This window comes from Nesterenkonia maliinae (genome assembly GCF_051262655.1).
Classification (GTDB): domain Bacteria; phylum Actinomycetota; class Actinomycetes; order Actinomycetales; family Micrococcaceae; genus Nesterenkonia.
The window spans coordinates 1-12,553 of sequence record NZ_JBIMEY010000006.1 but is presented as its reverse complement, the minus strand read 5'-3'; the positions used below and the strand labels follow the sequence as shown (position 1 = coordinate 12,553).

13 protein-coding genes are annotated in these 12,553 nt (G+C 66.8%); 10 read left to right on the top strand and 3 right to left on the bottom strand.

The annotated features are described in order from the left end of the window. Positions 1-43: 43 nt before the first annotated feature. Complete coding sequence (locus tag ACHAA4_RS11045) at positions 44-841, top strand: ABC transporter ATP-binding protein (protein WP_258174732.1); 798 nt, start codon at positions 44-46, stop codon at positions 839-841. A gap of 60 nt (positions 842-901) precedes the next feature. Here ACHAA4_RS11045 and ACHAA4_RS11040 read toward each other — a convergent pair whose 3' ends face one another. Further along, positions 902-1,405, bottom strand: a complete 504-nt coding sequence (locus ACHAA4_RS11040) for a MarR family winged helix-turn-helix transcriptional regulator (RefSeq protein WP_435774230.1) — start codon at positions 1,403-1,405, stop codon at positions 902-904. 132 nt (positions 1,406-1,537) lie between these two features. Here ACHAA4_RS11040 and ACHAA4_RS11035 point away from each other — a divergent pair, with 132 nt between their 5' ends. From ACHAA4_RS11035 to ACHAA4_RS11005, 7 genes are all read left to right on the top strand, one after another. After that, positions 1,538-2,461: an SDR family NAD(P)-dependent oxidoreductase gene (locus ACHAA4_RS11035; protein WP_435774229.1), complete on the top strand. Its 924-nt coding sequence runs from the start codon at positions 1,538-1,540 to the stop codon at positions 2,459-2,461. 87 nt (positions 2,462-2,548) lie between these two features. Next, positions 2,549-3,451 (top strand): amidohydrolase family protein, encoded by a 903-nt coding sequence (locus ACHAA4_RS11030; RefSeq protein ID WP_435774228.1) that lies wholly within the window; start codon positions 2,549-2,551, stop codon positions 3,449-3,451. After that, complete coding sequence (locus ACHAA4_RS11025; RefSeq protein WP_435774227.1) at positions 3,444-4,640, top strand: acyl-CoA dehydrogenase family protein; 1,197 nt, start codon at positions 3,444-3,446, stop codon at positions 4,638-4,640. The genes ACHAA4_RS11030 and ACHAA4_RS11025 overlap by 8 nt, the downstream gene beginning before the upstream one ends. A gap of 134 nt (positions 4,641-4,774) precedes the next feature. Further along, positions 4,775-5,248, top strand: a complete 474-nt coding sequence (locus ACHAA4_RS11020; protein ID WP_435774226.1) for a MaoC family dehydratase — start codon at positions 4,775-4,777, stop codon at positions 5,246-5,248. 92 nt (positions 5,249-5,340) lie between these two features. Further along, positions 5,341-6,345, top strand: a complete 1,005-nt coding sequence (locus ACHAA4_RS11015) for an ABC transporter substrate-binding protein (RefSeq protein WP_435774225.1) — start codon at positions 5,341-5,343, stop codon at positions 6,343-6,345. Between the two features lie 120 nt (positions 6,346-6,465). Beyond that, complete coding sequence (locus ACHAA4_RS11010; RefSeq protein WP_435774224.1) at positions 6,466-7,470, top strand: ABC transporter substrate-binding protein; 1,005 nt, start codon at positions 6,466-6,468, stop codon at positions 7,468-7,470. Beyond that, complete coding sequence (locus tag ACHAA4_RS11005) at positions 7,467-9,023, top strand: acyl-CoA synthetase (RefSeq protein ID WP_435774223.1); 1,557 nt, start codon at positions 7,467-7,469, stop codon at positions 9,021-9,023. The genes ACHAA4_RS11010 and ACHAA4_RS11005 overlap by 4 nt, the downstream gene beginning before the upstream one ends. On the opposite strand, the gene ACHAA4_RS11000 is transcribed toward ACHAA4_RS11005, so the two are convergent. Continuing rightward, on the bottom strand, positions 9,020-9,628 hold the full coding sequence (locus ACHAA4_RS11000) for a PadR family transcriptional regulator (protein WP_435774222.1): 609 nt from the start codon (positions 9,626-9,628) through the stop codon (positions 9,020-9,022). The two genes, ACHAA4_RS11005 and ACHAA4_RS11000, sit on opposite strands and share 4 nt — an antisense overlap. A gap of 157 nt (positions 9,629-9,785) precedes the next feature. Between ACHAA4_RS11000 and ACHAA4_RS10995 the strand changes: the two genes are divergently transcribed. Then, positions 9,786-10,904 (top strand): aromatic ring-hydroxylating dioxygenase subunit alpha, encoded by a 1,119-nt coding sequence (locus ACHAA4_RS10995; protein ID WP_435774221.1) that lies wholly within the window; start codon positions 9,786-9,788, stop codon positions 10,902-10,904. A gap of 6 nt (positions 10,905-10,910) precedes the next feature. Beyond that, positions 10,911-11,954, top strand: coding sequence for a PDR/VanB family oxidoreductase (locus ACHAA4_RS10990; protein ID WP_435774220.1), 1,044 nt, complete (start codon positions 10,911-10,913; stop codon positions 11,952-11,954). 115 nt (positions 11,955-12,069) lie between these two features. Here the strand turns inward: ACHAA4_RS10990 and ACHAA4_RS10985 are convergent, their stop codons facing one another. Further along, positions 12,070-12,417 carry a TfoX/Sxy family protein gene (locus ACHAA4_RS10985; RefSeq protein WP_435774219.1) on the bottom strand — a complete coding sequence of 116 codons (348 nt, stop codon included), beginning with the start codon at positions 12,415-12,417 and terminating at the stop codon, positions 12,070-12,072. Positions 12,418-12,553: the final 136 nt, after the last annotated feature.

The following is a 12,553-nucleotide window of genomic DNA, read 5'->3' as shown; positions in this document are numbered from 1 at the left end:
TGGCCGGATCCCGGTGGGAAAGACCATGCCCGGCGAGCAGCCCATGCTCTCGGTGCAGAATCTGAAGAAGGTCTATCACACCGACGGCGGCGACATCGAGGCGGTCAGGAACCTGACCTTCGATCTGCCCAAGGGTCAGCTGGCCTGCCTGGTGGGCCCCTCCGGCTCGGGCAAGACCACGCTGCTCAAGTGCATCTCGGGCCTGATGGCACCCAGCGCCGGAGAGGTCACGCTGCACGGGCAGAAGGTCACCGGACCGCCGAAGTCCATGGCAGTGGTGTTCCAGGAATACGGGCGCTCGCTCTTCCCCTGGCTTCGCGTGGCTGAGAACGTGGAGCTGCCGCTGAAGAACCAGGGGATGGACAAGGCTGCCCGCAAGGAGGCGGTGGAGCAGGCCTTGGAGGCCGTGGGCCTGGCCCATGTGCCGAAGTCCTATCCCTGGCAGCTCTCAGGCGGTATGCAGCAGCGCGTGGCGATCGCCCGCGCCGTGGCCTACCAGCCGGAGGTCCTGCTCATGGATGAGCCCTTCGCCGCGGTGGATGCCCAGACCCGCGCGGACCTTGAGGATCTGGTCCGCGGCATCTGGAAGAAGCTGGGCGTCTCGGTGCTCTTCGTGACCCACGACATCGATGAGTCCGTCTATCTCGGCGAGCGGGTCATCATCCTGTCCTCCTCGCCGACCATCATCCAGGAGGACGTGCTGGTGGACCTTCCGGCGGAGCGGGATCAGCTCGAGACCAGGTCCTCCCAGCGGTTCGCCGAGCTGCGTCACCACGTCTATGAGCAGATCCAGCTGGCGAAGAAGGGATTCCGGCCCGAAGACGCCGTCGCGATGAAGTAGGCGCGCACCCGCGAGCACCCTGGGCGCCCGGCGCCGGACACCGAGCGCGGGAACCCGCGACTAGAACACGATCTTGGCAAGCAGTTCGCGCAGCTGATCCCGCTCCACAGGACTCAGATTCTCCAGCGTCTGCTCCTCGGCCTCGCGGGTGCGCTGCGCGGCCTGGGCGTAGAGCTCCTGGCCAGCCTCGGTGGCGACCAGGATCTTGGAACGCCGGTCCCTCGGGTCCGGCTCCCGACGGATCGCGCCGCGACCTTCGAGCACGTCCACCAGGGCCACGACCTGGCTGGGGTCCAGGTCCAGAAACCCTCCCAGCTCACGCTGCGAGGGATTGGTCCCGGAGCAGGCCATAGCGAGCACCGAGAAGTGCCGGACCTTCAGGTCCAGATCAGCGAGCAGCTGATTGGCCAGGGCGTTGCCCCGTCCGCGGGCACGCGCCGTGAGGAAGGCGACCTCTCGAGCCAGGGCGGAGTGCAGGAAGCGCTCCTCGCTTCCCTCACTGGTGGCCGGCTTCGTCGAAGGCGGCGCCGCGGCGGAGGCGGCAGCGGTGGTCGAGGGTGGCATGGATTCTCCTAGCAGCGGTTCCCGGACGCGGGATCGGACGGATGAGAAGACAAATCATTGACTTTCTCAATATTATCAAGTGAGATGTATCACAGTAAGCATAGGCCGTCAGCTCATACAGGAGGAGAGACTATGTCGTTGCAAGGCAAGGTAGCCATCGTGACCGGGTCCGGAGCCGGACTGGGACTCGCATACGCCCAGGAGCTCGCCGCCCAGGGCGCCGCCGTCGTCATCAACGACGTGGACCAGACCCATGCCGACGCCGCCGTGGCGACCATCGAATCCGCTGGCGGCCGCGCCGTCGCCGTGGTGGCCCCGGTGGGCTCCACCGAGACCGCGGAACAGCTCGTCCAGGCCGCGCTGACCAGCTTCGGCGGCCTCGACATCCTGGTCACCAACGCCGGGATCCTGCGCGACAAGTCACTGCTGAAGATGTCCGACGAGGACTTCGACGCCGTGATCGACGTCCACCTCAAGGGCACCTTCACTTGTGTCCGGGCCGCGTTCAAGCACTTCAAGACCGAGGGCGTGGCGGGACGTATCGTCTGCATCGGCTCCCCCACCGGTCAGCGTGGAAACTTCGGGCAGACCAACTACGCGGCCGCGAAGGCCGGCATCGTCGGCATGGTGCGCACCTGGGCGCTGGAAATGAAGCGTGCCGGGGTCAGCGTCAACGCCGTGATCCCGGTGGCGGCCACCGCCATGACCAAGACCGTCCCGTACTTCCAGAAGGCCGTGGAGGCAGACGAGCAGGGTGCGCCCATGCCCGACTTCTTCCGCAAGGGCCTCGGCTTCGGCACGGCCGCCGATGCGGCCGGCGTCGTCGCATTCCTCTCCTCCGACGCCGTCGAAGGCATCACCGGACAGGTCATCGGCGCCGGCGGCGACCGGCTGCAGGTCTGGAGCCATCCGGAGCCCGTGGTCCAGGAGTACCACGACGGCGGCTGGGACTACGCCACGCTGCAGACCGAGGGCCGCGACATCCTGGGTGCTCACCTGCAGCCTGTCGGCGAGTCCATGCCGGAGCTTCCCGCCGAGCTGCAGCCCAGCCCCTGAGCCAGCGCACGGCCCGCGACCCGATCACGGGCCAGACCACGGGCCACGAATGACCTGAGCAGACCGAACCGGAAAGGACCCCTCCCGATGCGATACCGCTCCGCGATCGACGCAGATGCCATCGAGGCGGTGGACACCCACGTCCACCTGGAGATGGACTCGAACGGACATCGCGCACTGCCTGAGCTGTTCTTCGACGCCTCGGCGAAATACTTCAAGACCGAGGAGCGCACGCCCTCGATCGATCGCATCGCCGAGGTGTACCGGTCCCACCGGATGGCCGCGGTGGTCTTCACCGTGGATGCCCGGACCCAGATGCAGCACGCGCCGAACTCCATCGACGATCTGGTCGCAGGCTGCCTGCGCAACAACGATGCGCTGCTTCCCTTCGGCTCGGTGGACCCCCGCACGGGACCCGCAGCCCTCATGGAGGCTCGGCGCCAGGCCGACGAGCTGGGAGTCCGTGGATTCAAGTTCCACCCCACGGTGCAGGGCTTCGATCCCTCGGATCAGCAGTTCTACCCACTCTGGGAAGTGCTGCAGGAGATCGGATTACCGCTGATCTTCCACACCGGGCAGAACGGCATGGGCGCGGGCACGCCAGGCGGGGCAGGGCTTAAGCTCAAGTACTCCAACCCGCTGCTGCTCGACGACGTCGCGGCGGACTTCCCCGGGCTGCCGATCATCATGGCGCACCCCTCGGTGCCGTGGCAGGACGAGGCGATCTCGATCGCCACGCACAAGTCCAACGTCTACATCGACCTCTCCGGCTGGTCCCCGAAGTACTTCCCCGAGAATCTCATCCGCAGCGCGAACAACATCCTCTCGGCCAAGCTGCTCTTCGGCACCGACTACCCGCTGATCACCCCGGAGAAATGGCTGCACGCCTTCGCCGAGCTCCCGATCAAGGAGGAGGTCCGGCCGAAGATCCTCAAACACAACGCGGTCGCGCTGCTGGGACTCGACGCACCGGGAGCAGCTCATGCGTGAACCGGTCACCGGCACGGTCATCCCCTCGGACCTCTACGGCTTCGCGGAACGACTCTCCCCCGCCGAGCGCGGCGTGATCACCGGGCTGCGCGAGGTGCTCAGCACGCAGGTGCATCCGCACCTGAATGCGGCCTGGGATGAGGCACGCTTCCCGGCGGAGATCATCGCTCCGCTGCGCGGCCTCGAGCTGATGGACCCACCCGCCCTGCGCGAGGCCGGGGAACCGATCCGAGACCTCTTCCTGGGCTTCCGGAACTTCGAGCTCACTCGGTGCGACATCAACGTCGCAACCTACTACAACGCCCAGGCCAGCCTGTTCCGCACGGTCTGCGCCATGGGCGGCTCCGCCGAGCAGGCCGGCAAGCTGGACCCGATGATCGTCTCCCACGAGCTCACCGGAGTGTTCGGGCTGACCGAGCCCGAGCACGGTTCCGACGTCGCCGGGGGCCTGGCGACGACAGCCACCCAGGATCCGCAGACCCAGGACTGGATCATCGACGGGGCCAAGCGCTGGATCGGCGGCGCGACCGCGGCCGACGTCGTCGCCACCTTCGCCCGGGACACCGCTGACGGCCAGGTCAAGTGCTTCCTGGTCCCGACCTCCGCGGCCGGGGTCTCCATGGAGGTCATCCCGCGCAAGGCCTCGCTGCGGATCATGCAGAACGCCGACATCACCTACCACCAGGTCCGGGTCCCGGACAGCGCCCGGCTGCAGCGGATCAACAGCTTCGCCGACGTCGCCGGCTGCCTGCGTCGGATGCGCTCCGACGTGGCATGGATGGCCACCGGAGCCATGGCGGGCGCCTACGAGGCCGCCCTGAGCTACGTCCGGCAGCGGGAACAGTTCGGCCGACCCATCGCCGGGTTCCAGCTGATCCAGGAGAAGCTCGCGATGATGCTGGGCAACCTGACCGCCTCCCTGGGCATGGTCGTCCAGCTCACCGAGCAGCAGGCCGCCGGGATCTACCGCGACGAGAACTCCGCGCTGGCGAAGATGTACACCTCGCTGCGACTGCGCGAGACCGTCGGGCTGGCCCGCGAGGTCTGCGGCGGCAACGGGATCACCCTGGACACCGACGTCGCTCGCTTCCATGCCGACGCCGAAGCCATCTACTCCTACGAGGGCACTCACGAGATCAACGCGCTGATCGTAGGACGCGCGGTGACCGGAGTAGGAGCCTTCACCTAGCCGCGCGGGCCCCTCACTGAAGATCCCATCACCGAGGATTCGCCCGGGAACACGCCTATCCAAAATGGAATGTGACCCAGGACACAGTCCTGGATCACCGACTCGCTGAATCACTCACCACCTCAAGGAGCAGCATGACCGACATCAGCACCGCCCGCACCGTCGTCTCGTTCGAGGACGCACGCACGATGGCCGGCACGGATCTCGGCGAGACGGCCTGGCGCGAGATCACCCAGGAGATGATCGACACCTTCGCCGAGGCCACCGATGACCACCAGTGGATCCATGTGGACCCCGAACAGGCCAAAGACGGACCGTTCGGAGCGCCCATCGCCCACGGCTTCTTGACCCTGTCGCTGATCATCCCCTTCTGGGGCGAGCTCTTCGACGTCACCGATGTCGGCACCAAGCTCAACTACGGCCTGGACAAGGTCCGCTTCACCGCACCGGTGAAGGTCGGATCCAAGGTGCGGATGCGCGGCACGATCAGCGCCGTCGAAGAGGTCAAGGGTGGGGGGCTCCACCTGGTCGTGGACGCGACCTTCGAGGTCGAAGGTCAGGAGCGCCCCGCCGTGGTGGCGACCTTCCTGGCTCGCTTCTACCCGTGATCAACAAGACCCAGCACCCGTCATCACCCGCACTGACTCGATACACCCATCGTGGGCCGCCCCTCCGCGACCCCGCACATCAAGGAGCAACCATGAAGAAGAATTTTGCATCCATCACCGGGATCGCCGCCGTCAGCATCCTCGCGCTGAGCGCCTGCGGCTCAGGATCGGCCTCCGGCGGCGATGACGCCGACGCTGAGGGTGATACCGGCAGCGAGAACGGAGAGCTGACGTCGATCACGGTGGGCGTGCTGCCCATCGCACCCTCGGTCGGAATCTACTACGGCATCGAGAACGGCATCTTCGAGGAGCACGGGCTCGACGTCGAGCTCTCCGACTCCAACGCCGGAGCCGCGATGCTCCCCGCCGTGAGCAACCAGCAGCTGCAGTTCGGCATCGGCAACCCCAACTCGGTGCTCAACGCCAATGACCGCGGCCTGGACATGCGGATCGTCACCGGCTATTCCAACTCGCTGGCCGAGGGCGACGACATCGCCGGCGTGGTCTCCACCGTCGAGAGCGGCATCGATGACTGGACCGGTCTCGAGGGCAACACCGTCTCGGTCAACGCGCTGCAGACCCAGGGCGACCTGACCATCATGGAGGCCGTGGAACAAGCCGGCGGCGACCCCGAAGCCGTCGAGTTCTCCGAGATGCCCTTCCCCGACATGCAGGCCCAGCTCGAGCAGGGCAACACCGACGCCATCTGGGTGCCTGAGCCCTTCCTGAGCAACGCGCTCGCCGACGAGGCGAACCAGCTCGTCGGCTACTCCTTCCAGGACGCCATCGCCGGAATGCCCACCATGGTGAGCTTCAGCTCCGGGGAGTACGTCGACGAGAACCCAGAGGTCGCCCAGGCGTTCAGCGACGCGATGACCGAATCGCTGCAAGCGGCGGAGGAGGACGAGGAAGGCGTGCGCGCACTCCTTCCTGAGTTCATCGACCTGCCCGAAGAGGCCGCCGAGAACCTCCGCATGGAGGAGCTCGACGGCGAGATCCGCCGGGATCAGATCGAGGAGGCCGGCGAGCTGATGGTGAAGTTCGACTTCATCAGCGAGTCGCCGGACACCTCCACGCTCTACTTCGAAGGCGAGTGACCCCGCCGCCGACGCCGCACCGGTGGGCGGGAGGAGACTCCCTCCCGCCCGCCAGGGCGCAATCCACACCTTGACCTTGAGCACGACCCACCACACCCCTGCCCTCATCGGAGAACTGCCATGAAACACCTGTCTCGCGGGGCCTTCGCCCTCGCTGCGGTCCTTGCCCTCTCAGCCTGCGGAAGCGGCTCCCCCTCCGGCGACGCCGACGGCGAGCCGGCCGAGGACGACACCGCTCAAGCAGACGGTGAACTCACCGAGGTGGAGGTCGGCGTGATCCCGATCGTCGATGTGGCCTCGATCTATCTGGGACAGCAGGAGGGGATCTTCGAGGAGCACGGCATCGACCTGACGCTGACGCTGGCCCAGGGCGGCGCCGCCATCGTCCCGGCCGTGCAGTCCGGGGACTTCGACTTCGGCTTCTCCAACGTCACCTCGCTGCTGGTGGCCGAGGACAGCGGGCTGCCGCTGCAGATGGTCGCCCCAGGACCACAGACCACCGGAGACTCCGAGAACGACTTCTCGGCAGTCATGGTCAAGTCGGACTCTGGCATCGAATCAGTGGAAGACCTCGAAGGAAAGCGGGTCGCGGTCAACACGCTGAACAACATCTTTGACTCCATGATCTCCGAGGGCGTACTGGAGGCCGGAGGCGATCCGGGGAATGTCGACTTCGTCGAGGTCGGATTCCCGGACATGCTCGCGCAGCTGGAGGCCGACAACGTCGACGCGATCTCCGCGGTCGACCCGTTCGCCGCCCTGGCTGACGCCGACGGCTACGACCGGATCTTCGCGCCCTTCGCCGACGTCGTCGAGGAGCTGGGCGTGGGCACCTACTTCACCTCACAACAGCTGGTCGAGGAAGACCCCGAGCTGGTCGAGAGCTTCTCGACCGCGATGCAGGAGTCCCAGGCCTATGCCGAGGAGAACCCCGACGCGGTCCGCGAGGTCCTGCAGGAGTACACCGAGATCGATGAGGCGACCCTCGCCGAGATCGCGATTCCCACCTTCCCCGAGGAGATAAACCTCGACTCGCTGGAGGCCGTGGCAGAGATCTCCGAGCGCCACGGCCTGATCGGCGAGGTTCCCGAGATCGACGATGTGGTCTGGGAGGGCGCTCGATGAAGAACCACGGACTCGGCGACTGGATCCACCGCCGCAGGGTGCGCTCGCACGGACGCCCGGCGCTGATCAGCGCCGCCGGAGAACAGACCTACGACCAGCTCGCGCAGCGCGTCGACCAGCTGGCCAACGCACTGGCTGAGCGTGGCATCAGCCCTGGTGACCGGGTCGCGTATCTGGGGGAGAACTCTGCCGCGTTTCTCGAGACGCTCTTCGCCGTCGGGAGCCTCGGTGCGGTCTTCGTGCCGCTGAACACCCGCCTGGCCCCGCCGGAGATCCAGTTTGCACTGCAGGACTCCGGAGCGCGGCTGCTGGTCTCCTCGACCACGCTGGAGTCCCTGGCCGCGCCCGCGTCCCGGGACACCGCCGTGGAACGCATCCTCACCGTGGAGGACGGACCGGCGGGGACTGAGGCGCCGACGGCGTTTCCGGTGCCGATGGAACAGTTCGAGGCGGTGCTGGCGTCCGGCGGCACGGTCCGCCCCGACCTCGCCGTGGAGCTCGATGATCTGGCGGTGATCCTCTACACCTCTGGGACCACCGGCAATCCCAAGGGTGCGATGCTCACCCACGGGAACCTGACCTGGAACGCCATCAATGTGCTCACCGACTTCGATCTCTCCAGCAAGGACGTGGCGCTGATGATCGCTCCGCTGTTCCATGTGGCGGCCCTGGGGCAGGGGGCGCTGCCGGTGCTGCTCAAAGGGGGAAGCATCATCTTGGAGCAGCGCTTCGAACCGGGACGGGTGCTGGCGCTGATCGAAGAGCACCATGTCACCAACATCTCCGGGGTGCCCACCACGTTCCAGCTGATCTGTGAGCACCCGGCGTGGGAGCACACCGACATCTCCTCGCTGCGCAATCTCACCTGCGGGGGCTCCGCGGTGCCGCTGCGGGTGCTCGACGCCTATGAGCGCCGCGGTCTCGCCTTCACCATGGGCTACGGGATGACTGAGACCTCCCCGGGAGCCACCACCCTGCCCCCGGCCTATTCGCGGCCCAAGCAGGGCTCCGGAGGGCTCCCCCATTTCCACACCGATGTCCGCGTGGTGGACCCGTCCGATCAGCCCTGCACGGTGGGCGAGGTCGGGGAGATCCAGGTGCACGGCCCCAATGTGATCACCGAGTACTGGAACCGTCCCGAGGCCACCGCCTCATCGTTCGTGCAGGAGGCGGACGGGCTCTGGCTCAAGACCGGGGACATGGGGTACCTCGACGAGGACGGCTTCCTCTTCATCTCCGACCGACTCAAGGACATGATCATCTCCGGCGGGGAGAACATCTACCCGGCCCAGGTCGAGCAGCAGATCGCCGCGCTGGAGGCCGTGGCCGCCGTCGCCGTCATCGGAGTCGAAGATGCTCGCTGGGGCGAGGTCCCGCGGGCGGTGATCGTGGTGCGCGAGGGCCATGAGCTGACCGAGGACGAGGTGCTCAGTCATCTGGATGGAAAGCTCGCCCGCTACAAGATCCCGAAGTCGGTGGTGTTCGTGGAGTCCATGCCGCGCACCGCCTCGGGCAAGATCCGAAAACCCGACCTGCGCAGGCAGTACGCCTAGTCTCCAGCCTCGGCAGCCGGCGCGTCGCCGTCGAGCCGTTGCAGCAGCTCCAGGCCGCTGCGCGCCCACTCCACCTCGGCCTGGGCCAACCGGATCAGTCCCTCGTAGGCGAAGGCCTTGAACGCGACGATGCGCTCGTGCTGCTCGGGAGGATAGCGCTCGAGCCGGGCGGCGATCATCGGGTGCTCATGGGATTCGATCGCCTCGACCTGGCTGCTCCACTGGGCGATCTGTTCGGTGTAGTGCGCCGCATGCTGCTCCAGATGCATTCGCACGCTCTCCGGATCGGCCCATTCGAAGTACGCCGCCTGCATATGGGCCACGTCTCGCCAGGGAGCGTACTTCAGCGGAGTCGCCATCCAGCCGCGGAACGCCGCCTCCCCCGCCGCGGTGATGTAGTACCGCGTCTTGGTGCCCTTCGGACCCCAACGCTCCTCGCGCCCCTCGACCAGGGACTCGGCCTCCATCCGGCGCAGCTCGGGATAGATCTGCGAGTCCGGGGCGTGCCACACATGCCCCACCGAGCCTTCGAAGCGCTTCGCGGTCTCATACCCGGTCAGCGGGGCCGCAGTGAGGATCGCCAGGATGGCATAGCGCAGACTCACGGCGTCGGACCTCTCGAGAAGGGGCAGGTGCTTGCCCTCCACTATATCCAGAGCTATTGTGTGACACAGGACACATATAACTATGCACATAGCTAGTGGCGTTGCTGGGCTCACCGAGACCCGTCGTCGCCTCATTCCTCAGCCCCAGGAGGCGGACATGACAGATCTCAGCCCCAGCGGTGCCACCGCGAAGAACATGGCATACCCGCTCAACGCCTGGTACGTCGCCGGATGGGACTACGAGGTCAATCGCAAGAAGATCCTCTCCCGCAAGGTCGCTGACCGGCCGATGGCCCTCTACCGCACCGAGGAGGGTCGCCCCGTCGCTCTGACCGACGCCTGCTGGCACCGGCTCGCTCCGCTCTCCATGGGCTCCCTGGTGGGCCCCGACGGAGTCCAGTGCCCGTACCACGGCCTGCAGTACAACTCGGCCGGCCGGTGCACCTTCATGCCCGCACAGAAGACGATCAACCCCTCCGCGATGGTGAACTCCTTCCCCGTAGTGGAGCGACACCGGTTCATCTGGGTCTGGCCCGGGGACCCGATGCTCGCCGACGCAGAGCTGATCCCAGACATGCACCAGATGGGCTCCGAGAACTGGGCCGGCGACGGCAAGACCATCGACGTGCGCGCCAACTACCAGCTGGTGTTGGACAACCTGATGGACCTGACCCATGAGGAGTTCCTGCATTCCTCCTCGATCGGGCAGAAGGAGCTCAGCGAGTCCGACATCGAGGTCACCCACGATGACCGCACGGTCACCGTCACCCGGTTCATGGAGAACATCGACGCGCCGCCGTTCTGGCTGAAGAACATGCGCGACAAGTTCCCGGACTTCGAGGGGAAGGTCGACCGGTGGCAGATCATCGAGTTCCAGATGCCCTCGACGATCTGCATCGATGTGGGCGTGGCGAAGGCAGGCACCGGGGGGCTCACCGGGGACCGCAGCCAGGGCGTCAACGGGTACGTGATGAACACGATCTCCCCGGTGGATCAGAGCAATGCCATGTATTACTGGGCGTTCATGCGGAACTACCGGCTGGAGAGCCAGCGGATCACCACCGAGCTGCGCGACGGCGTGCACGGGGTCTTCGCCGAAGATGAAGAGATGCTGACCGCCCAGCAGCAGGCGATCATCGACAACCCCGACCACGAGTTCTACAACCTCAACATCGACGCCGGCGGCATGTGGGTGCGGCGACTGATCCAGCGGGCCGTGGAGGCCGAGCGCGCGATGATGGCCTCCGACGCCGACCTCTCCGACGCCAAGGGCTGATCCCCCGTGTCTCAGGGAACCCAGCTGCACTGGCAGCGCGCCGTGGTGACCTCCCATCGGGCCGCCGCCGATGAGATCGCCGAGATCGTCCTGGCCGGCGAGCGCCCGCTCTTCACCGAGCCCGGCGCCCATATCGACGTGCGCGTCGCCCCGGACATGATCCGGTCCTACTCCGTGGTCGAAGGTGCGCCGGACGGGAGCTGGGTGAAGATCGGGGTGCGCCGCTCCCCCAGTTCGCGCGGCGGATCCCGATTCATGCACGCCCTCGAGCCCGGAGACTCCCTGGAGGTCACCTCACCGCTGCAGAACTTCCCGCTGCGCGTCGGGGCAGCGCGCTATGTGCTGCTCGCCGGCGGCGTGGGCATCACCGCGATCCATTCGATGGCCCGGGTGCTCAAGCGCCTCGGCGCCGATTACCAGTTCGTCTTCGTCGGACGCTCCCGCCCGGCGATGGCGTTCCTGGACGAGCTTCGCGGGGAGCACGGACCACGGCTGAGACTCTCGGTCGACGACGAGGGTGATGTCCTTGACGTGCACGAGCTGCTCGACGGGGTGGATCACGCCACGGAGTTTTACATGTGCGGCCCCATCCGGCTGATGGACGCTGTGCGCCGCGCGTGGATCGAGCGCGGGCTGCCGCTGCCGAATCTGCGCTATGAGACCTTCGGCAACAGCGGATGGTTCGATCCCGAGGAGTTCGAGCTGCGGATCCGCGGATCTGAACGCAGCACGGTGGTCTCCCCGGCCGAGTCGATCCTCGAGGCGCTGGAGCGTGTCGGCGTGGAGGCCATGTACGACTGCCGCAAGGGCGAATGCGGGCTCTGCGTGGTCAAGGCCGCGCAGCTCGATGGAGTGATCGACCACCGAGATGTCTTCTTCAGCGAGGCCGAGAAGAGCACGGACACCAAGCTCTGCGTGTGCGTGTCTCGCGTAGCCTCCTGCCCCGGTTCAGCCGACGGCGCCCAGGTGCATTCCGGCGACCGCGACGGCTCAGCCGATCGCGAGGACTCAGCCTCGAGGCGCCCGATGCTAACCCTCGACTTCCCCTGACCTAGTTCCCTCTGGGGTTGAGGGGCGGACCTTGCGGGCATCTCATGGGCGAGCAGGCCCCAACTGCTCGGAGAATCCGCCCCTCACCGTGAACTGGTCCTGCCCGCAGCGCTGCTCACGGCGGACCGCCGGTCACCGCCCGGTTGTGCTCCATCGCGACAGTGATCCAGCCACCCAGAGCATCCTCGTACTCGATCGCATCGGCGGAGACCTCGATCCATCCTGGCCCCATGTCGCGGCCCGGTCCCATCTCGGCCTGAGTCGCACCCGGCCGCTCCAGCAGCTCGTGGTGCCGATCGGCGTCCACGCGCACCAGCAGGCCACCGTCCTTGCACGCGCTGAGGAGCATCTTCTCGTTGATCATGATCGCGCGTCCGCCGAACATCGAGACCTCCCGCATCACGGGTTCGTGGGCCAGCCGGTCTCGGAGTCGTTCGATGAGGGCGTTCTGCGCGGGGGTCATTCCGCCTCTTCCCTGCTTCAGCTCCGCGACGGCAGTGCGCGCCGTCGTCCTGGTGAGGGTGAGTCTAGGTCGCGGCCCGTGGCCCGCCTACGGTCAGCGCCCCTCCCCTACACGTTGATGGGCGGATTCTGCGTGC

Bases quoted from the DNA above. Each gene is read 5' to 3' on its own strand.
- ACHAA4_RS11005 (WP_435774223.1), top strand. From the start codon at position 7,467: ATGAAGAACCACGGACTCGGCGACTGGATCCACCGCCGCAGGGTGCGC.
- ACHAA4_RS10995 (WP_435774221.1), top strand. From the start codon at position 9,786: ATGACAGATCTCAGCCCCAGCGGTGCCACCGCGAAGAACATGGCATAC.
- ACHAA4_RS11045 (WP_258174732.1), top strand. From the start codon at position 44: ATGCTCTCGGTGCAGAATCTGAAGAAGGTCTATCACACCGACGGCGGC.
- ACHAA4_RS10985 (WP_435774219.1), bottom strand. From the start codon at position 12,417: ATGACCCCCGCGCAGAACGCCCTCATCGAACGACTCCGAGACCGGCTG.
- ACHAA4_RS11030 (WP_435774228.1), top strand. From the start codon at position 2,549: ATGCGATACCGCTCCGCGATCGACGCAGATGCCATCGAGGCGGTGGAC.
- ACHAA4_RS11015 (WP_435774225.1), top strand. From the start codon at position 5,341: ATGAAGAAGAATTTTGCATCCATCACCGGGATCGCCGCCGTCAGCATC.
- ACHAA4_RS11020 (WP_435774226.1), top strand. From the start codon at position 4,775: ATGACCGACATCAGCACCGCCCGCACCGTCGTCTCGTTCGAGGACGCA.
- ACHAA4_RS11010 (WP_435774224.1), top strand. From the start codon at position 6,466: ATGAAACACCTGTCTCGCGGGGCCTTCGCCCTCGCTGCGGTCCTTGCC.
- ACHAA4_RS11025 (WP_435774227.1), top strand. From the start codon at position 3,444: ATGCGTGAACCGGTCACCGGCACGGTCATCCCCTCGGACCTCTACGGC.
- ACHAA4_RS11040 (WP_435774230.1), bottom strand. From the start codon at position 1,405: ATGCCACCCTCGACCACCGCTGCCGCCTCCGCCGCGGCGCCGCCTTCG.
- ACHAA4_RS11035 (WP_435774229.1), top strand. From the start codon at position 1,538: ATGTCGTTGCAAGGCAAGGTAGCCATCGTGACCGGGTCCGGAGCCGGA.